This is a genomic window from Kribbella sp. NPDC051587, from assembly GCF_044453945.1.
In the GTDB taxonomy this organism is placed as follows: domain Bacteria; phylum Actinomycetota; class Actinomycetes; order Propionibacteriales; family Kribbellaceae; genus Kribbella.
Genome location: NZ_JBITDE010000013.1, coordinates 99531 through 116461, shown reverse-complemented (window position 1 = coordinate 116461; position 16931 = coordinate 99531). Strand labels below are relative to the sequence as shown.

The following is a 16931-nucleotide window of genomic DNA, read 5'->3' as shown; positions in this document are numbered from 1 at the left end:
GTGCCGTTGGATGGCAGTGCGGTCACGATTGGCGTGGCCGGGTTCGGCGGCGCGTTCACCTGGGGACACTGCACCATAAGTGCCGGCTAGGTCGAGGGGTCCGCCGATGATCGACACGAAACTTAAGCGATGGCTGCCGCCGCTGTTCGGGCGCGCCCGAAAGCAGTCGCACGGCTTCCGGCCGCGCGGGACGAGCTCGCGGGTGAGCCGGTTGGCCGAGCGGTACGACGCGGACGTCGATGCCGCGCTGCAGCGGCTCTGGCCGAAGGCCCGGATCTATCACGACCGCGAGTTCACCCGGGACCGGGCGGACTTCCTGCTCGTCGTCCGCGGGCGTGGAGTGATGGTCGAGACCAAGGTGAAGAGCGATCCGGGGGTGTTCCGCGGGTCCACGTTGCCGCCGCTGCTCGATCGGCTGCAACGCGACGGGCGGCGGCTGATCGTCGTACTGAATCAAGGCGACCCGACCCCGGCCCGTGAACTCATCGCGGACAGGCTCGGCGACAAGGGCTGCGTTGTCGTCTGGTCGGGTCCGCAGCACGACGCCGACCTGCATGGCGCCGTCGAAGCCCTCCTTCGGCAGATGGTCCGCCACCAGTAGGACGCCGGCGGAAGTGAAGCGGCGCGGAGAGGGGCGTCTCCGCGCCGCTGGCTTCGGACCGCGAGGTGTGCCGTGTGGCGGCGAACCGAAGGTCTGAGTGACTAGCAGGAGGTCGGCGCGGTGCTGCCGCCGTCGACGATCCAGCGGGAGTTCTGCTGCTGGACGCGCATGTGGTCGAGCCAGCGCGTGGGAGTGCCGGCCGGGAGGACCGAACGGCCGGCGGCGTCCACGGTGCGGGCGGCGGTGGTGTCGTAGCAAGCGGTCACGATGACGCCGTTGGAGGCGAGCGTGCGCTTGGCCCACACGACGGTGGTGACGCCGGTGTTGCGCAGCTTCTTGGTCCGGTAGTACTTCGCCTGGACGCTGATCGACTGGAACAGCTTCGTCGTCATCAATGGTTTGAGCTGCGCGGTCTGGACACCGCCGCTCTGCATCATCTCGTCGAGCCCGCCGCGGTAGTCGTAGTACGCGTTGACGACGGGGTCGGCCGAGCCGACCGCGGGCCCGCTGACCTGCTCGGTGAGACCTTGTTTGGACACCTTCTGAGCGCCCGGGGACGAAGCGGCGACGTTGGACGTCGCCTCGCTACCGCAACCGGCGAGGATCATCACCGGGACGAGAACCGCGGGAACTGACAAACTCCGAATGCGCATGCCGAACCTCCACTCTGGCCGCGCGCCGCCGACGCAGAACGTCGTTCGGCACTGACCGTGTAACGCGATGGCACGGACCGTGGTCACTGTGACCTAGGTCACATTCGACCCCCTACCGGGGTACCGGTCCGGAGTTGGCTCCCTGGCTGGAGGTCCCGGAGGCCGCGAATTCCTAGGCTCGACGACATGACACAAACGCTTGTCAATCACCGGATCCGGCCCCTGCCGCGGCCGTCCGCGCACGCCGGCCGGATGGTCCGGCAGATCGGCTGCACCCTCCGGCTCGCTCCGGTCGGCATCCAGGCGATGGCCGACGCGATCATCGGCCGCCCCGATGACGCGAGCGCCCGCTGGCAGCGGCTGCACCCTGACCTCCAGAAACAAGACGGTACGGCGGCCCGCGGGCTGACCGTGTTCGGAACCGGACTCGCGAGCGCGGTGATGGGCCTGATGAGCTGGTTCCTGCTGCTCCTGTTCGTGACGTCGATCGTGCGTGGCCCGTTCTACGGTCTCGTCGAGCACGGCCCGTACGGGCCCGGCACGTGGGGCGGCCCGACCCGGACCGGCGCCTGGGCGGTGCACGCGGCGGTCGCGATCCCGATCATCGTGCTGATCCCGCTCGTCCTACGGGGCATCAGCCTGCTGCACCGCGCGCTGATCCGCCGGGTGTACGGCGTGACCTCGGCCAAGTGGGTGCTTCCGGCAACGATCCTGTTCTGCGCCGGCGGCATGCTGTTCTTCTGGTCGTGGATCCAGCAGCTGTGAAAGAGTCCGTTCGTGACCGCTGAGCAGCAACCCCTCGGCGCCTGGCCACGCGGTAGGTGGAGCTGGGTCGCCCTCGCGGGCGTCGTCGTACTGGCTGGGCTGTCGGCGCTCGATCTCTACCAGCACTACACCTTGGGCGACGGCGCCCTGGGCGAATTGTTCGGCTTCACCATCGCGCCCGGACCGTTGGCGTTGGTCCTCGGCCTGGCCCGGGGACTCAGCCTGGCGCTGGCCTGGTCGCGCCCTCGGGCAGCGTTGCGGATCGCGCTGGTGACGACGGTGGTCTCGGCGTTGCTGGGTGACGCGATCAGCTCGAGTGAGCCGTGGCCGTGGGCGGCAACGGCTGTCTTCGGGTACGCCGCCATCCTCGCCATCGCCGGCGCCCGCGGGATGCCCAGACGCCGGCTCGTCCGCTGGTGGCTGGTCGCCCAGGTGCTGAGCGTGGTCTTCTACATCCCGGCCTGGGCACTGTCCACCACCAACTTCGCCTCCGGCATCGTGATGGCGATCGTGTCGGCGGTCGGCGCCGTACTGGGCGACCTGCTGCGGTCGCGCGCCGAGGCCGGCCGGCGGCTGGCCGAACAAGAGGTCATTAGCGAGACCGAACGTGGTGAGCGAGCCCGCCTCCAGGAGCGTGCCCGGATCGCCCGCGAGCTTCATGACGTGGTCGCTCACCACCTGTCTGTGGTCGTCGTACGGGCGGACAGCGCCCCGCATCGTTTGACCGCTGTGTCGGACGAGGTGCAGAAGGAGTTCGCCGAGATCGGTGAGGCGGCTCGGGCGTCCTTGACCGAGATGCGTCGAGTACTGCGGCTCCTCCGTGATGACGAGCCGCAGCCCGAGCTCGAACCGCAGCCGGGCCTCGCACAGATCCCCGAGCTCATCGACAGCGCTCGGCAGGCCGGTGCCGACGTACGGCTGAAAGGCGGGTCCGTCGCAGATGTCGACCCCGCGGTACAGCTGACGGCGTACCGGGTGGTGCAGGAGGCCTTGAGCAATGCGGTCCGGCATGCCCCCGGGGCGCCGGTACGTGTCGTGGTGGGCCGGTCCGCGAATGCGCTCGTCGTCCAGGTGGCGAACCGTCCTGGAACCGGTGCACCGATCGCGGTGGGGAGCGGACACGGCCTGGTCGGCATGCGGGAGCGTGTCGAGTTGGTCGACGGCCGGATGACGGCCGGCAAGACCTCGGATGGTGGTTACCTGGTCGAGGTCGCGATACCGATGCGGGCGGAGGTGGCTGGTGACGATTCGCGTACTCGTCGTTGACGACCAGGACATGGTTCGGGCCGGCTTCGGTGCGTTGCTGAACGCGCAGCCCGATATCGAGGTGGTCGGTCAGGCCGGTGACGGCGCCCAGGCGATCACGGCGGCCGCCGAGCTGAGCCCGGACGTGATCCTGATGGACGTGCGGATGCCGGTCATGGACGGACTGGCCGCGGCCCGCGCAATCCTGGCGGCACCGGATGCACCGCGCGTCATCATGCTGACCACCTTCGATCTGGATGACTACGTGTACGCCGCTCTGCGCGCCGGAGCGAGTGGATTCCTCCTGAAGCACTCGACACCGGATGAGCTCGCCGGCGCAGTGCGGGTGGTCGCGGCCGGTGACGCGTTGCTGGCGCCCTCGGTGACCCGGCGGCTGGTCGAGGACTTCGCCCGTTCCCAGCCAGTCACCAGGACCACTCCGGACCGCCTCACGCCGCGTGAGGCCGACGTACTGCGGCTGGTTGCGCGTGGGCTGTCCAACCGGCAGATCGCGGCAGAGCTGGTGCTCGCCGAGCAGACCGTGAAGACCCACGTGAGCAACATCCTGGCCAAGCTGGATCTCCGGGACCGCGCTCAGGCAGTTGTGTACGCCTACGAGTCGGGCGTCGTGGTCCCAGGGCCGAGGCACTGATGGACGTCCTGGAGCGGCTGCGAGCGCTGTGTCTGGCGCTGCCGGAGACGACCGAGCGGTTGAGCCACGGTGAGCCCACGTGGTTCGTGCGGGACAAGAAGGTGTTCGTGATGTTCGCGAACCAGCACCACGACGACCGGGTCGGTCTGTGGTGCGCGGCCCCGGCAGGCGTGCAGGAGTCGCTGGTGGCCGAGGACCCCGAGCACTTCTACCGCCCGCCGTACGTCGGTCATCGCGGCTGGCTCGGGGTCTACCTGGACGTGGATACCGTCGACTGGGAGCACCTGGCGGACCTGGTCGAGAACGCGTTCAGGCAGGTCGCACCGAAGTCTCTGACCGACTTAATCAGCTAGGTCCTGTGGCGTCTGAGGGAGACGCGGCAGCTCAGCACTCCAGGCAGCTGCGTGTTCCGGCGTGCTCCACGCCCAGGACTCGATCTGAGCGGCACTCCGGCGACCGAACAGCGCACGGAACAGCTCGTACGACGAAGTCTCGACCGCGGCCACCGGCCCGTCACCAGAGACGTAGAACACGCCGTCCGATGTCGTCACGGTCAACGGCCCGGACTCGTCCACGATCCAGTCGATGGTCGCGAGCCAGACCTCCCGCGGCGGGCGGCCGATGCCGAGGACCCCGTGCAGGTCCGCCTCGTGGGTGCCGGCGTCGACGTACGGGTTGCAGATCATCGGGTGCGCGGTCGTGCCGCTCAGGATGAGCTCCTCGAGCTGGCGGCCGGTCGTGGCCCACTCGTCGAGCACACCGCCGATCGACCGGTCGCGGCGGGCGTCGACCTGGACGGCGGTCCACGGCGGCCGAGGTGCGCCCTCGAGGTTGCCCGCGACGAAGTCCGCGGCACCGCCGGCGAGATGCGAGACCAGGTTGTGCACGGTCCACTCCGGGCAGGCCGGCACCAGCCGTTGCAGGTCGGCCGCCCCGAGATCACGGACCGCGGTGGTGATCCGCGCGCGAGCATCGGCGTACAGAGTGGCACTGGTTGTCGGGTTCATCACGACCTCCTTTCTGCACCTGACGAACGAGCGTAGGCGAGATCGACACACACCGGGCGGATCGTGTGCTTGCATGTGGTCATGCACCCACGCGCAGGCCAGCCCGCCCAGCCCGGCGATCTCGTCGACGTCACCGCCCTGCTCGCGGCGTACGACGGCATCACGCCGGACGTCGAGAACCCCGCCCAGAAGGTCGTCTTCGGTACGTCGGGCCACCGTGGCTCGAGTCTGGACGGCGCCTTCAACGAGGCCCACATCCTGGCGATCACCCAGGCGATCTGTGAGTACCGGGCCGGTGAGGGGACCAACGGCCCGCTCCTGGTCGGCCGCGACAGCCACGGCCTGTCCGAGCCGGCCTGGCGCACCGTCCTCGAGGTGCTCGCGGGGAACGACGTACAGACGCTGGTCGACAGCGAGGACCGCCTCACGCCGACTCCGGGCGTCTCACACGCGATCCTGCGGCTGAACCGTGGCGCGGGCGCCGGTGCGGACGGCATCGTCATCACTCCGTCGCACAACCCGCCGCGCGACGGCGGCATCAAGTACAACCCGCCGCACGGTGGCCCGGCCGACTCCGACGCGACCGGCTGGATCGCCAACCGCGCCAACGAGCTGATCGCGGGCGGCAACCGCGAGGTCAGCCGCAAGCCCTTCGAGCAGGCGCGGCAGCACGCCGGTTCCTACGACTTCCTCGGTCACTACGTCGATGACCTGCCGTCCGTGCTCAACCTGGATGCGATCCGCGAGGCCGGCGTCAGGATCGGCGCCGACCCGCTCGGTGGCGCGAGCGTCGACTACTGGGCCGCGATCGCCGAGCGGCACCGCCTCGACCTGACCGTGGTGAACCCGCGGCTCGACCCGGCCTGGTCGTTCATGACGCTGGACCACGACGGCAAGATCCGGATGGACTGCTCCTCGCCGTACGCGATGGCCTCCCTGGTCGCCCAGAAGGACCGGTACGACGTCGCGACCGGCAACGATGCGGATTCGGACCGGCACGGCATCGTCACGCCCGACGCGGGCCTGATGAACCCGAACCACTATCTGGCGGCGGCCATCTCCTACCTGTTCGCGAACCGGAGCTGGGGCCCCGAGGTCGCGGTCGGCAAGACGCTGGTGTCGTCGTCGCTGATCGACCGCGTGGTCGGCGATCTCGGCCGCCGGCTGTGGGAGGTACCGGTCGGGTTCAAGTGGTTCGTGCCCGGTCTGATCGACGGGTCGGTCGGGTTCGGTGGTGAGGAGTCCGCGGGCGCGAGCTTCCTGCGCTTCGACGGCACGGTCTGGACGACGGACAAGGACGGGATCCTGCTCGCGCTGCTGGCCAGCGAGATTACCGCGGTCACCGGCGAGACGCCGTCCCAGGCCCACGCGAAACTCGTCGAGCGGTTCGGAGCATCGGCGTACAGCCGCGTGGACGCTCCGGCGACCCGCGATCAGAAGGCCAAGCTGTCCGCGCTGTCGGCCGATGCGGTCACGGCGACCGAGCTGGCCGGTGAGCCGATCGTCGACCGGCTGACCAGCGCACCGGGCAACGGCGCCGCGATCGGTGGGCTCAAGGTGACGACCGAGTCCGCGTGGTTCGCCGCGCGGCCGTCCGGGACCGAGGACCTCTACAAGATCTACGGAGAGTCCTTCAAGGGCGCCGAGCACCTCGAAGAGGTCTTCACCGAGGCCCGCGACGTCGTCTCGAAGGCCCTCGACAGCTAACGGACGAAGGCCTCTAACAACCGGTCCAGATCCGCGGCGGGCGCGTTGGTGAGCCCGCTGTGGATCGGACTCGGATGGACGACGGTACTGCGGGGCGCTGCCAGCCACCGGAAGCGTTCGCCGATCCGGGTCGTTGCCGCGGGTCCGCCCACCGGGTCGCCCGCGCAGATCGCGCGGATGTGCTCGAGTGAGGCGCAGACGACGTCCACGTCGACTGCCGGATCGAGCGCGCGGAGCCGGGTCGGCTCGACGTCCCAGGCCGCGCCGAGGAAGTCGAGCCCTCGGCAGTACAGGACCGCGCCGACGTTCACGAACTCGCCGCGCTGGATGCGCGGCGCGGCGCGCAGGATCACGTAGTCGAACGGCACCAGGTCGCTCATGCCGCACCACCTGGCTGCCAAGCGGCCCGATGCTCCAGCCGTGCGAGGAGATGCCCGAGATAGCGCTCTCTGTCGCCCTCTCCGAGCCACTCGTCGGGAACCAGAGCGATCACCTCGGTGAGGAGCTCGGGCGTGATCGCTGCGGCCAACTCCTCCACAACAGCCGGTACGCCGGGCGCCGCGACCGCGAACACGTGGTCATCGGCGTCGTACGCGAGGGTGGCGAACTTCTCCGCCGACATCCACGAGTGGTGGAAGTACAGCGCGGCACCGTGGTCGATCAGCCAGAGCTGTTTGTGCCAGACCAGCAGGTTGGTGTTGCGCCACGACCGGTCCACGTTCGCGACGAACGCGTCCAGCCAGAGGATCTTGGCCATGCCCTCGTCACCAGGGTTGCCGGCTGAACCGTCGTACCCGAAAGAGCCGGGCAGGAAGTCGACGGCCAGGTTCAGGCCGGCGCTGTTGGTGAGCAGCGTCTGCACCTCGTAGTCGGGCTCCGACTTGCCGATCACCGGATCGAGCATGATCAGCTTCAGCTCGGGCACCCGCAGGCCGAGCCGCCGGAACAACTCCCCGACGATCACCTCGGCCACCAGCGCCTTCGGCCCCTGGCCGGCGCCGTGGAACTTGATCACGTACGTTCCGAGATCGTTGCCCTCGACAACACCGGGCAACGATCCACCCTCCCGCAACGGCAGCACGTACCGGGTTGCGGTGACCACTGGCAGACTCACGGCGCCGAGCCTAACCCGTTTCTCCACGGGTACCGGCCTCGGGTGAAGCATCCGTCCATCGGCGTCGAAGAAGAACTTCTGCTGGTATCCGCCACCGGCGACCCGTTGCCCCGTAGCCAGGCCGTCGTCGACGAGCTGCCCGACCTCGACGTCACGCTCGAGCTCACCCGCGCCCAGGTCGAGCTGAACAGTCCGGTCTGCGACTCCGCGACCGAGCTGCATCGGCACCTCACCAGCATGCGCGCCGAACTCGCGGCCGCGGCGCATGGCGAGGGCGCGCGGTTGCTGGCGATCGCCGTACCGCCTGCTGGTGAGGCTGCTCAGTTGGTGACCAGGAAGCCGCGGTACCGGGAGATGGCCGAGCGGTACGGGCTGCTCGCGCGGGAGCAGGGGGTGTGCGGTTGCCACGTGCATGTCGATGTTCCCGACCTAGAGAGCGCTCTCCGGGTTTCCAACTACCTGCGGCCGTGGCTGCCTTCGCTGCTGGCGCTGACGTCCAACTCGCCGGTCTACCTCGGCCAGGACACCGGGTTCGCGAGCTGGCGGTGGTTGATGTGGTCGCGCTGGCCGAGTGCCGGACCGCCGCCGTACCTGGAATCGGTGGACCACTACGAGGCACTGATCGCGATGCACATCGCGACCGGGACGGTCATGGACGAGCAGATGATCTATTGGGATGTGCGACCGTCCAGCCACTTACCCACGATCGAGGTGCGGGTGAGCGACGTACCGATGACTGTCGACGAGACCGTGCTGCACGCAACGCTCAGCCGCGCTCTGGTGATGACAGCGCTCGCTGATGGCGGTCAGGGACCGACAGTGCAGCCCGAGATCCTGCGGGCGGGCTACTGGCTGGCCGCCCGCGACGGGCTGACCGGTGGCTCGGTCGACGTGGCGACGGGGGAGTTGCTGCCAGTGGCCGAGCTGCTGACGAAACTGACCCAGTACGTCGGTCCCGCGCTGCAGGAGCTGGGTGACGAAGATCTCGTGACCGAGGGGATCGAGCGAGCGCTCTCCGAGGGCAACGGCGCGATGCGGCAGCAGCAGATGTTCCGCGGCGGCGGCGACGTAGTTGCCCTCACAGAGATCACCGGCTGAGGTGAGCGCGACGCTCACCCCAGCCGATTCAGGGTCTACCGGTTCCGAAGGAAGTCTTCGAGGCCGTGCAGGTCGTCGGTGTTGAGGTGATCCACCCCGGCCGCAGCCAGCTCTGACCAGAGGGCGTCGCGAGCAGCGCCGCGGGCGTCCGGGGTCTCCCAGAAGCGAACCCGGTAGCCGGCATGGTGGGCGGTCAGGACGATCTCGCGGAGCTTGGCCTGCTCGGCGATCGGCATCGGGCCGTCCCCTCGCCAGGTGAAGTTGTTGCTCCAGTTGTCGCTGACCAACGGCATCAGCGACGCGGGCATCCCCGAGTTCAGGTCACTCAGCCGGCCGTCGTACCCGGCGTACCGGATCTTCTGGGCCTTGAGGACGTCGAGCGGGCGGTTGCCGCTGATCACCGAGGTGACCGCGCCCTTGAGGACCCGGCCGTGCGCGAAGATCGTGCTGATCCCGCGGTACTTGCGCAGCGCCGTGTCCACCGCCGCGTACGTCGACGGTCCGTCGCTCTTGATGTCGATCAGCAACTGGAAGTCACGACCGTGCTGATAGACCTGACCGTGGTTCGCGCGGACCCGATCGGCCAGCGGCTTCAGGTACAGGCTCTCCAGGGTGCGGCCCGGCTTGGCGTCCTGCTCGTCGTGCGCGACCCGGAGCTCGCCGTCGATCAGCCAGACGTCGGCCTCGACGCTGTTGAACCCACGGTCCAGCGCATCCTGCAACGGCCGCCGGTGCTCGTAGTCGTTGTGCGCGTGCGCCGCAGGCAACGCCCGTACGGCGGGGGCGTCGTACTGGCGTGGCAGCCGGAACCCGTTCTCCCGTACGACGGAGCGCAGGCGGTCCGGGTAGTCCGTGATGATCCCGTCGACCCCCTTGTCGATCAGGGACTGCATCGTGGCCGGGTCGTCGACCGTCCACGGGATCACCTTCATCCCGGCCTTGTGTGCCGACCTCACCATCTCCGTGGTGACGTAGGGCTGGTAGCCCGGATCGGAAACCTTGCCACCTTGGGGAAATCCGTGCACGGGCGAGATCGCCGACGCACCGAAGGACTTGGCCGCCTTGACCAGGTCACCGCCGAAGTCGTCGATGTCGAGACCGCCCAGCCACGGCGACTTGCCCGGCTGGCCGGTCTGCAGGAAGTCGTAGTTGGTCAACGCGACCAGCGGCAGCTCGGGCGCGACCTGACGCATCCGCATCAGCGAACCCCAGTCGAAGCTCTGGATCGTCACCTGGCGGCCGATCCGGGCCTTGCGGATCTCCTGCGCGACGACCTGGACGAACTGCTCGCGCGGCGCGGTCTCGCTCGGTGCGCCGGCCTCGACCTTGGTCTCGATGTTCAACTTCACGTCGTCGGCGCGGTAGCGATGCACGAGCGCGAAGACCTCGCGCAGCTCAGGCATCGTCGCGCCCGGGTCCGGCTGCTGCTGCGGGAACTCCGCCTGCGGCAGCGAACCGCAGTCGAGCTGCTTGACCTGCTTCAGGCTGAGCGTGTTGATGTACTTGCCGACGTACGGGTACTCCGGGTCGTTCGGCGTGTACGGCGCGGTGTCGCGGCACTTGGTCCCGGTGACCTTGCGGTCGTGGGTGACCACGGCGTACCCGTCCTGGGTGATCTGGACGTCGAGCTCGAGCGTGCTCACGCCCAGCTCGAGGCCGTGGGAGAACGACGCGATCGTGGACTCGACGGTCAGGCCGAGGCCGCCGCGGTGGCCCTGGATGTCGAAGCTGCCGCGGTGGGCGTCGGCCGGCGCGGCCGGCAGTAGCAGGCCACCGACCAGGGCGAGCGGCAGCAGCACACGGGGAAGGCGGTGCATGAGAGAGGTTCCTTCCGGGGGATGGTGGGCGGATGCCCCGAGAGTCTCTGGGGAAGGTAACCGACAAAAGGCCGACAGGTAACCGTCAAGCGTTTACGGAGTTGAGACGATCGAGCGCTTCGACACCGCCTGGGCCCTGACGCTGCCGTCCTTGAAGGCCGGGTCCAGCCTGCCCTCGACCTCGCGGGTCAGCGTGATCTCGACCGAGCAGCGCGTCGCGGCCTGCCCGGGTGACGCGCTGGTGGTGGTGGTGTTCGCCTTCAGCATGCCGGCCGGGATCACGGTCGAACTCGCTCCGGGGGTCAGGATCATCCGGCCCTGGGTCACGCACGAGCCGGACCAGCTGAGGATCGTCTGCTGATCGGTCGGGGCGGTCTCGAACCGGATCGGAACCGGCTGTTGCCGCGAGTACGTCGTGCTGTTCGTCGGCGCGGTGAGGTGGACGCGCTCGGGGAGGGCGACCGTCGACTTCGGCGCCGACTCGTTCGCGCTGTCGCGCTGGAGCGCGAAGGTGATCTCGGTGCCGGCGTTCAGGACGTCGTTCAGGCGGCTGGTGTAGTTGATGGTGCCGAGCGACTTCTGCCGGCGCAGCTGCTGCGGAGCGCCGGAGCCGGTGACGCTGATCGACTCGCCGTCACCGAGGTCGACGTACGTCAGTGTGCCCGACCGCAGCGACGCGGTGGCCACGGCCCGCTGCTCGTTGTCGTCGACCGTCACCACGAAGCCGGCCGACATGCCGCTGGTGCGGATGTCCTTGGATTTGACGGTCGAACAGCCGGTCAGGACCAGTCCTGCCGCGACAATCACCGCTGCGATATGCCTCACGACCCGGGAAGCTAGCACCGGAGAGGTTTAAGGGTGCCGGACCGGGAAGCGCCTCACGGCGCGTGGCCGCTCGTAGCGGCTTTATTTGGGACCCGGGGCTTGCACCGGCCCGACACCTCGAACAGTGTAACCGGTGCCCAAACCCCTTGTCCTGTTGAGGATCCGGCGTACGGAATGCCATAACACCTGGTGGCGCGACACGCAACTACCAGAGTTGTCCGGCGCGTTCGGCGCGCGCCGACGTCTGCAGCTGATCGGCCATCTCGAGCAGCTTGGAGGCCGACAGCACCTGATCGTGGCCGTCGTCGGCCAGATGCGCCCGGCCGGTCGCGATGATCCGCGCGAACGCGGCCGCCCGATCCAGCGTGGTGGCGAAATCCCCGGTCGCGACACCCCGCAGTACGGCGTCGACCATGTCCCGCACCTCGGTCGGTCCGGGCGGCTCGGCGACACCGGCGACCACGGCGTGCACTTCGGCGTACTTGCGGCCGGTGGCGAACTCGCGCGACACCTGGTCGGCGTTCGAGTGCACCCAGGAACGCAGCAGGTACAGCCGCCACAGCGCACCAGGCAACGAATCCGACGGTGCGTCGGACCATAGTTCGGCAAGCTCGTCGAGACCGTAGTCGTCGGCCAGCTTCACAACCCGCGCGTGTACCTCGGCGTCCTCGGACGACCGCACTCCACGCACCAGCAACTCGGCGGTCCGGTGCGCGACTTCGGTCACGACCGCCGGGTCGGCAGCACCGGGCAACGACTCGAACAGCTTGTTGCCGGGCAGGATCGGGCGGCGCGGATTGGGGGAGCTCACGGCCTCCATGGTGCCTGACGCCGGAAACCCTCGCATCTCAAGCGGGCTCCGCGGACAAGTCGCTGCTGAACCACTTCGTCGGCCGAACGGTGTAGAGCATGGGCGCGGAGTCCGGGTGAGCGAACTCGTTCTGCACGAAGCCCTCGGCGTACTCGGCCGGCATGTAGCGCTGGGCGATCTTCTTCATCTCTTCCGGAGTCGCCGGTCCGGTGCTCACGACGGCGCCTTCGACAGTGACGTACTTGTAGGGCATCTCTTCGGTCTGCACGGTCATGGTCAAGGCGCCGGCGGCCTCGATCAGTTCGGCCTTACGGGTCTTGCGACCCAGGGTGTTGGTGAAGAAGGTTAGGTCGCCGCCGGGCTCGTAGTGGTAGAAGACCGGCGACGCGAGCGGCGGCCGCCCGTCCGCGCCGGCGACGGACAGGATCGCGACGTGCGACGACGCCAGGAAGGCCTCGCGGCCGGGGGTGCTCATCGGACCAGGCATTCGACTACTCCTCTTCAGTGACATAGACTTTGCTTAGCCAAGAGTTTGACTATCAAAGTCTATGGCTGTCAAGGAGGATGTCGTGACCGATTCCGTCGAGACCGAGCTCGACCACCACCTGGCCGGGCACGACCAGGCCGATCCGGTGGTCGAGGGGGTGCTCTACCGGATCATCGAGCTCGCCCGCCGGCACGAGGAGGGCCAGCGAGCGGTCGCGGCCCGCGAGGGGTTGTCGCTCGCCGACTGCGAGGTGATCCTGCGCCTCGCCCACCTGGAGCCCGCCGACTGCACTCCTGGCCAGCTGGCCCGGCTGTTCCACATCACCGCGGGCAGCATGACCTCGCGCCTCAGCCGGTTGGAGTCCGGCGGCTACCTCACCCGGACGGTCCAGCCAGGCAACCGCGCCCAGATCCAGGTCGACCTCACCGACAAGGGCCAGGTCCTGCACCACCGCTTCGCCGACCAGATGGTCGCCATCCACCAGGAGATGGTCGGTGGCGCGCTCCCGGCCAAAGACCGGGCGACCCTCAACGACCTCCTGCGCCGGGTCCTGACCCACGTCGAGGCACAGGCTTGATGTACTGGCCTGGTGATTCCTCTCGACACCTCGGACCAGGCACTCGCGTTGCGGGCCGCATACGACGAACAGATCCGGTCGCGACCGGTGCGCGCCAGTGACGGCTGGACGATCGAGCAGGTCGGACCGCTGGTCCGCAAGATCGGCTTGTCGGGCGAGGGGTTCATCACGTCCGCGGATCTCGGTGGTCTCGACGGAGCCGAGCTGGACGCGCTGATCACGCAGCAGGTCGAGTACTTCGCGGGGCTGGGCAAGAAGTTCGAGTGGAAGTACTACACCCACGAGCTGCCTGAAGACCTGCCGGAGCGGCTGACCAAGGCCGGGCTGGCGCCGGACGAGCCTGAGTGCGTGCTGATCGGTGACGTGGCCGACCTGCCTCGGGAGGCCGTGCTGCCCGACGGCGTCCGGCTGCGGGAGGTGACGTCGCGCGCCGATCTCGAGCGGATCCAGGCGATGGAGGAGGAGGTGTGGGGCCACTCCCATGCTTGGCTTCCCGACGCGCTCACCGCCGACATGGCCGACGCCGACCCGGCCGTCGTACTGGTCGCGGAGACCGATGAGCAGGTCGTCTGCGCCTCCTGGATCCGGTTCCACACCGGGACGGAGTTCGCCTCCCTCTGGGGCGGGTCGACGTTGCCGGCGTACCGGGGGCAGGGGATCTACCGCGCCCAGGTGGCCTACCGGCGCGCGCTGGCGGCCGAGCGCGGCTACCGCTATCTGCAGGTCGACGCTTCGCCCGACAGTCGCGGCATTCTGGCTCGTCTCGGGCTCCGGCCGGTCGCAGTCACCGTCCTGTACCTGTGGCGTCCCACCGGTTGACCAGTAGGCTCGACGTATGGCGGCTGGGAAAGGCCAATTGGCCAAGAACTTGATCAAGTACGGCGTGCGCTACGGACCGCTCGTCGTCGAAGCGGTCAAGCACGGCCGTGAACCGGCCCAGCAGGCGATGCAGGCGGCGGTGGCCCGGCGGACCGCGCGGAAGAAGGCGCTCGAACACGCGCTGACCGTGCGCGAGGGATCGCTGCTGAAGGTGATGAAGGACGGTCAGGCGATCTTCTTCGTCTTCTCCGGCGACGCGATCGTGACGACCTACCCGGCGGTGCCGCAGGCGGCGTACCCGGAGCTGTTGCGGCATGCGGACCTGGACAAGCGGGAGTCGGCCGACCAGCTGGCCGCGGCCAAGGCGGCCCGTCGGCCGCGGATCGGCGCCCGCCTGCCGAAGGTGGTCCGTCGCCGCTGACCGGGCGTGCGTTGACGCGGACGTAACATTCGCGACCCGGCGAGGCAACAGGTCGCCCGCAGAGTAGAGGGACGAAGCTCCACGAGGGAGGGCGTCCGCATGCTCTGGAAGATCAGGACCGAACTCGCCGACCGGCCCGGTGCACTGGCCGAACTCGCTGCACGGTGTGGTGCGGACGACATCAACATCCTGAGCCTGGAAGTCTTCACCGCCGAAACCGGTGCTGTCGACGAGCTGGTCGTGTCCACCGGAGTGGGCTGGTCCGCCGAGGACCTGACCGCTCTGGTCACCGAGGCCGGCTGTGTCCGGACCACGGTCAAGCCGTGTCAGGCCGACGTACTGAGTGATGCTCCGACGCGGTATCTGCGGGCCGTTCTGCGGCTGGTGGAAGATCCGCTGTCGGTCGATGACGAGCTCGGGACCCTGCAGGGGTTCGGTGAGTACACGCCGGCCGAGTGGGCCCGGGCCGATGTCCTGGTCGAGATCGCGGGCCGCCTGGCTGAGCGGTTGCAGGAGCCGGTGATCGACGGCCCGCGGCCCGGCAGCGGCGTACCGGAATTGCGTCGTGCATCGGTCGAGGACGCCGAGGCTGTCGTCGCCATGCATGAGCGCTGCTCGCATGAGAGCCGCACCCGGCGCTATCACGTGCCGATGCCGAAGCTGACCACCCGTACGGCACGACACCTGTCCGCGCCCGCCGGTGGGGTCTCGGTCGTCGCGTCGATCGGCGGTTCCGTGGTCGGGATGGCTACGGCTGCTCCGTGGGAAGAGCTCGGCGGTACGGCGATGGAGGTCGCGGTGCTCGTCGAGGACGGCTGGCAGGGACGTGGGCTGGGAGCCCAGTTGCTGCGCCAGGTGATCGGTGCGGCGCGTGATCTGGGTGCCGATCGGGCCGTCTGTGTCGTCCAGCCGGAGAACGCGGCGATGCTGCGCACGATCGAGGGTCTGCGGATGCGGACCCGGGTCGTTCACGACGGCGACAACCTGATGGTCACTGTCGCGCTGTCTCACGAGAGCCTGTCGCATGCAGTGGATCAGGCGCCGGTGCAATATGGTCGATCCCGTGTCATCCCTGCCCGGTCGCAATCCGCACGGCCTACTGGTCAACCTGCCCGCGAGCACACGCTCGCCGCTCTTTCAGCTCTTCACCCGGTTGCTGGTAGCGCTGGCGCTGTTGACCGTGATGGTGCTGATCGTGGTGGTCGACCGTGACGGCTACAAGGACAGTTACGACGGCACTGTCGGCCTGATCGACAGCATCTACTACGCCACCGTCACCCTCACCACCACCGGGTACGGCGACATCACTCCGGTGACGCCGACGGCCCGGCTGGTGAACGCCTTCGTCGTCACACCACTGCGCATCTCCTTCCTGGTGGTCCTGGTCGGTACGACACTGGAAGTCCTGGCCAACGAAGGTCGCCGTGTCATGCGCGACACCCGATGGAGGAAGCGGATGAAGGACCACGTCGTGGTGGTTGGCTACGGAACCAAGGGCCGGTCTGCGGTGCAGACCCTGCTCAGCAACGGGGTCAAGCGCGACAACATCGTCGTGATCGACCCGCGGGCCCAGGCGGTCGGTGACGCGGGCAACGATCAGATGGCCGCGTTCCACGGCGACGCCACGAACCGCACGGTACTGCGCCGGGCCGAGGTGATGTCGGCGCGCGAGGTGATCGTCACCACGGATCGCGACGACTCCGCCGTACTGGTCACGCTGGCCGTGCGGCAACTGAACCCGACCGCGCACATCGTGGTCGCCGTCCGCGAAGAGGACAACGTGCCGCTGCTGCGGCAGAGCGGCGCCGACGCGGTCGTCACCTCGTCGGAGGCGGTCGGCCGGCTGCTCGGTCTGTCCGCGGTCAGCCCGAACCTGGGCGAGGTGATGGAGGACCTGCTCACCTACGGCGAGGGCCTCGAGGTCGCCGAGCGCCCGGTCCTCGGCCGCGAGGTCGGCAAGCCCCCGTCCGCCCTGCCCGACCGCGTCGTCTCGGTCGTCCGCGACGGCAAGGTCCACCGCTACTACGACGCCAACGTCTCGGTCCTCGCCGCCGGCGACAAACTCATCGTCGTCCGCCCCGCCAAGGAAACCCCCTGGGCCGAGCGCCCCGGCGCCGAAGACAACGACGACTAGCCACACCCCCCGTACGCCGCCGCCCCTCCTCCCTTCGCGTTTGGTGGGTGAACCCACCAGGTAGGGGGTTCCCCGCTGAAATTCCCGGGTGGGAACCTCCCATTTGATGGGTGCACCCACCAAATGGGCTCAGGGGGCGGGGGCGGGGGCGGGGGCGGGGGTTAGGTGGCGAAGGGGATGGCGGGGTGGGGGGTGTGC

General features: G+C 68.8%; 21 protein-coding genes (1 of these 21 only partly in view). 12 read left to right on the top strand and 9 right to left on the bottom strand.

Annotated features, from left to right (window positions below; translation table 11 throughout):
- The first annotated feature begins 106 nt into the window (after positions 1 to 106).
- Complete coding sequence (locus ACIA49_RS34070; protein ID WP_396382164.1) at positions 107 to 601, top strand: hypothetical protein; 495 nt, start codon at positions 107 to 109, stop codon at positions 599 to 601.
- A gap of 101 nt (positions 602 to 702) precedes the next feature.
- Here ACIA49_RS34070 and ACIA49_RS34065 read toward each other — a convergent pair whose 3' ends face one another.
- Positions 703 to 1254 carry a hypothetical protein gene (locus tag ACIA49_RS34065; RefSeq protein WP_396382163.1) on the bottom strand — a complete coding sequence of 184 codons (552 nt, stop codon included), beginning with the start codon at positions 1252 to 1254 and terminating at the stop codon, positions 703 to 705.
- Positions 1255 to 1440: 186 nt separating this feature from the next.
- On the opposite strand from ACIA49_RS34065, the gene ACIA49_RS34060 reads away from it, so the two are divergent.
- The 4 genes from ACIA49_RS34060 to ACIA49_RS34045 are packed head-to-tail and all read left to right on the top strand — an operon-like array spanning position 1441 to position 4269.
- The gene (locus ACIA49_RS34060; protein ID WP_396382161.1) at positions 1441 to 2019 is read left to right on the top strand and encodes a hypothetical protein; all 579 of its coding nucleotides are present in this window, start codon (positions 1441 to 1443) and stop codon (positions 2017 to 2019) included.
- A 12-nt stretch (positions 2020 to 2031) separates the two neighbouring features.
- Complete coding sequence (locus ACIA49_RS34055) at positions 2032 to 3285, top strand: histidine kinase (RefSeq protein WP_396382158.1); 1254 nt, start codon at positions 2032 to 2034, stop codon at positions 3283 to 3285.
- Positions 3260 to 3916, top strand: a complete 657-nt coding sequence (locus ACIA49_RS34050) for a response regulator (protein WP_396382155.1) — start codon at positions 3260 to 3262, stop codon at positions 3914 to 3916. Before ACIA49_RS34055 ends, ACIA49_RS34050 begins: the two co-directional genes overlap by 26 nt.
- Positions 3916 to 4269, top strand: a complete 354-nt coding sequence (locus tag ACIA49_RS34045) for an MmcQ/YjbR family DNA-binding protein (protein ID WP_396382153.1) — start codon at positions 3916 to 3918, stop codon at positions 4267 to 4269. The genes ACIA49_RS34050 and ACIA49_RS34045 overlap by 1 nt, the downstream gene beginning before the upstream one ends.
- On the opposite strand, the gene ACIA49_RS34040 is transcribed toward ACIA49_RS34045, so the two are convergent.
- Entirely contained in the window at positions 4258 to 4923 is a 666-nt protein-coding gene (locus ACIA49_RS34040; RefSeq protein WP_396382150.1) for a maleylpyruvate isomerase N-terminal domain-containing protein, read from the bottom strand. The two genes, ACIA49_RS34045 and ACIA49_RS34040, sit on opposite strands and share 12 nt — an antisense overlap.
- Positions 4924 to 5004: 81 nt before the next feature.
- Here ACIA49_RS34040 and pgm point away from each other — a divergent pair, with 81 nt between their 5' ends.
- Positions 5005 to 6630: a phosphoglucomutase (alpha-D-glucose-1,6-bisphosphate-dependent) gene (pgm, locus tag ACIA49_RS34035; RefSeq protein WP_396382148.1), complete on the top strand. Its 1626-nt coding sequence runs from the start codon at positions 5005 to 5007 to the stop codon at positions 6628 to 6630.
- On the opposite strand, the gene ACIA49_RS34030 is transcribed toward pgm, so the two are convergent.
- Together ACIA49_RS34030 and ACIA49_RS34025 are read right to left on the bottom strand one after the other, a co-directional pair.
- Positions 6627 to 7010 carry a DUF3037 domain-containing protein gene (locus ACIA49_RS34030; protein WP_391545872.1) on the bottom strand — a complete coding sequence of 128 codons (384 nt, stop codon included), beginning with the start codon at positions 7008 to 7010 and terminating at the stop codon, positions 6627 to 6629. The two genes, pgm and ACIA49_RS34030, sit on opposite strands and share 4 nt — an antisense overlap.
- The gene (locus ACIA49_RS34025; protein ID WP_396382146.1) at positions 7007 to 7744 is read right to left on the bottom strand and encodes a HipA family kinase; all 738 of its coding nucleotides are present in this window, start codon (positions 7742 to 7744) and stop codon (positions 7007 to 7009) included. The genes ACIA49_RS34030 and ACIA49_RS34025 overlap by 4 nt, the downstream gene beginning before the upstream one ends.
- A gap of 42 nt (positions 7745 to 7786) precedes the next feature.
- On the opposite strand from ACIA49_RS34025, the gene ACIA49_RS34020 reads away from it, so the two are divergent.
- Positions 7787 to 8842 (top strand): glutamate--cysteine ligase, encoded by a 1056-nt coding sequence (locus ACIA49_RS34020; protein ID WP_396382145.1) that lies wholly within the window; start codon positions 7787 to 7789, stop codon positions 8840 to 8842.
- A 35-nt stretch (positions 8843 to 8877) separates the two neighbouring features.
- Here the strand turns inward: ACIA49_RS34020 and ACIA49_RS34015 are convergent, their stop codons facing one another.
- The 4 genes from ACIA49_RS34015 to ACIA49_RS34000 form a co-directional block, all read right to left on the bottom strand.
- Complete coding sequence (locus tag ACIA49_RS34015) at positions 8878 to 10659, bottom strand: glycerophosphodiester phosphodiesterase family protein (RefSeq protein WP_396382142.1); 1782 nt, start codon at positions 10657 to 10659, stop codon at positions 8878 to 8880.
- Between the two features lie 93 nt (positions 10660 to 10752).
- The gene (locus ACIA49_RS34010) at positions 10753 to 11484 is read right to left on the bottom strand and encodes a hypothetical protein (RefSeq protein ID WP_396382139.1); all 732 of its coding nucleotides are present in this window, start codon (positions 11482 to 11484) and stop codon (positions 10753 to 10755) included.
- 205 nt (positions 11485 to 11689) lie between these two features.
- Complete coding sequence (locus ACIA49_RS34005) at positions 11690 to 12304, bottom strand: hypothetical protein (RefSeq protein ID WP_396382136.1); 615 nt, start codon at positions 12302 to 12304, stop codon at positions 11690 to 11692.
- A gap of 28 nt (positions 12305 to 12332) precedes the next feature.
- Positions 12333 to 12782, bottom strand: a complete 450-nt coding sequence (locus ACIA49_RS34000; RefSeq protein WP_396382135.1) for a pyridoxamine 5'-phosphate oxidase family protein — start codon at positions 12780 to 12782, stop codon at positions 12333 to 12335.
- Between the two features lie 82 nt (positions 12783 to 12864).
- On the opposite strand from ACIA49_RS34000, the gene ACIA49_RS33995 reads away from it, so the two are divergent.
- From ACIA49_RS33995 to ACIA49_RS33975, 5 genes are all read left to right on the top strand, one after another.
- Entirely contained in the window at positions 12865 to 13359 is a 495-nt protein-coding gene (locus tag ACIA49_RS33995; protein WP_396382133.1) for a MarR family winged helix-turn-helix transcriptional regulator, read from the top strand.
- Positions 13360 to 13371: 12 nt separating this feature from the next.
- Positions 13372 to 14178 (top strand): GNAT family N-acetyltransferase, encoded by an 807-nt coding sequence (locus tag ACIA49_RS33990; RefSeq protein ID WP_396382130.1) that lies wholly within the window; start codon positions 13372 to 13374, stop codon positions 14176 to 14178.
- A 16-nt stretch (positions 14179 to 14194) separates the two neighbouring features.
- Positions 14195 to 14599: a hypothetical protein gene (locus tag ACIA49_RS33985; RefSeq protein WP_396382127.1), complete on the top strand. Its 405-nt coding sequence runs from the start codon at positions 14195 to 14197 to the stop codon at positions 14597 to 14599.
- A 99-nt stretch (positions 14600 to 14698) separates the two neighbouring features.
- Positions 14699 to 15811 carry a GNAT family N-acetyltransferase gene (locus ACIA49_RS33980; protein ID WP_396382126.1) on the top strand — a complete coding sequence of 371 codons (1113 nt, stop codon included), beginning with the start codon at positions 14699 to 14701 and terminating at the stop codon, positions 15809 to 15811.
- Positions 15783 to 16733, top strand: a complete 951-nt coding sequence (locus tag ACIA49_RS33975) for a potassium channel family protein (RefSeq protein WP_396382376.1) — start codon at positions 15783 to 15785, stop codon at positions 16731 to 16733. The genes ACIA49_RS33980 and ACIA49_RS33975 overlap by 29 nt, the downstream gene beginning before the upstream one ends.
- Positions 16734 to 16862: 129 nt before the next feature.
- Here the strand turns inward: ACIA49_RS33975 and ACIA49_RS33970 are convergent, their stop codons facing one another.
- Positions 16863 to 16931: the end of an LLM class flavin-dependent oxidoreductase gene (locus tag ACIA49_RS33970; RefSeq protein WP_396382123.1), read on the bottom strand. Its footprint extends 1164 nt past the window's final position; only the last 69 of its 1233 coding nucleotides appear in the window; the start codon falls outside the window, past its right edge; it ends in the stop codon at positions 16863 to 16865.

What these genes read in the sequence shown, in the direction of transcription:
- ACIA49_RS34070 (WP_396382164.1), top strand. Translation starts at nt 107, where the DNA reads ATGATCGACACGAAACTTAAGCGATGGCTGCCGCCGCTGTTCGGGCGC.
- ACIA49_RS34065 (WP_396382163.1), bottom strand. Translation starts at nt 1,254, where the DNA reads ATGCGCATTCGGAGTTTGTCAGTTCCCGCGGTTCTCGTCCCGGTGATG.
- ACIA49_RS34060 (WP_396382161.1), top strand. Translation starts at nt 1,441, where the DNA reads ATGACACAAACGCTTGTCAATCACCGGATCCGGCCCCTGCCGCGGCCG.
- ACIA49_RS34045 (WP_396382153.1), top strand. Translation starts at nt 3,916, where the DNA reads ATGGACGTCCTGGAGCGGCTGCGAGCGCTGTGTCTGGCGCTGCCGGAG.
- ACIA49_RS34040 (WP_396382150.1), bottom strand. Translation starts at nt 4,923, where the DNA reads ATGAACCCGACAACCAGTGCCACTCTGTACGCCGATGCTCGCGCGCGG.
- pgm (WP_396382148.1), top strand. Translation starts at nt 5,005, where the DNA reads ATGCACCCACGCGCAGGCCAGCCCGCCCAGCCCGGCGATCTCGTCGAC.
- ACIA49_RS34030 (WP_391545872.1), bottom strand. Translation starts at nt 7,010, where the DNA reads ATGAGCGACCTGGTGCCGTTCGACTACGTGATCCTGCGCGCCGCGCCG.
- ACIA49_RS34015 (WP_396382142.1), bottom strand. Translation starts at nt 10,659, where the DNA reads ATGCACCGCCTTCCCCGTGTGCTGCTGCCGCTCGCCCTGGTCGGTGGC.
- ACIA49_RS34005 (WP_396382136.1), bottom strand. Translation starts at nt 12,304, where the DNA reads ATGGAGGCCGTGAGCTCCCCCAATCCGCGCCGCCCGATCCTGCCCGGC.
- ACIA49_RS34000 (WP_396382135.1), bottom strand. Translation starts at nt 12,782, where the DNA reads ATGCCTGGTCCGATGAGCACCCCCGGCCGCGAGGCCTTCCTGGCGTCG.
- ACIA49_RS33985 (WP_396382127.1), top strand. Translation starts at nt 14,195, where the DNA reads ATGGCGGCTGGGAAAGGCCAATTGGCCAAGAACTTGATCAAGTACGGC.
- ACIA49_RS33980 (WP_396382126.1), top strand. Translation starts at nt 14,699, where the DNA reads ATGCTCTGGAAGATCAGGACCGAACTCGCCGACCGGCCCGGTGCACTG.
- ACIA49_RS33975 (WP_396382376.1), top strand. Translation starts at nt 15,783, where the DNA reads ATGGTGCTGATCGTGGTGGTCGACCGTGACGGCTACAAGGACAGTTAC.